The following is a 310-nucleotide window of genomic DNA, read 5'->3' as shown; positions in this document are numbered from 1 at the left end:
AGGTCCTGTTCCGGCACCGGATCAAACAGTTCTTCCGCTGCCGGACCAACCAGCGCCACGCTATGTTCACGCGCTTTGGTCAGCAGAATGGCCAGATCGATATCAATGGTCGCCGGTTCAAAAATGCCGGCCAGAATATCGTTACGCTGCCATTCGCCAAACTGCAGCTCACGTTTCGCCGGATAACGCCACGGAATAATGTCATCATGCACCACGATGGTCACTTCCACCGCACGCAGAATTTCGCTTTCACCCGGGCTCGCGCTGGTTTCCAGCAGATCGTTAATCAGCGCACGACGGGTGGTTTCAT

The 310-nt window shown here is 55.5% G+C and carries 1 protein-coding gene; it reads right to left on the bottom strand.

The genetic code is table 11. The features are described from left to right. Positions 1–310: aminoglycoside adenylyltransferase family protein (locus ON40_RS34390; protein ID WP_040829420.1), on the bottom strand; the 310-nt coding region annotated here is incomplete at both ends.

Origin of the sequence: Nocardia jiangxiensis NBRC 101359, from assembly GCF_000308615.1 — a bacterium.
GTDB lineage: Bacteria > Actinomycetota > Actinomycetes > Mycobacteriales > Mycobacteriaceae > Nocardia > Nocardia jiangxiensis.
The sequence above is the reverse complement of the archived record's forward strand: the minus strand, read 5'-3'. Positions and strand labels throughout refer to the sequence as shown.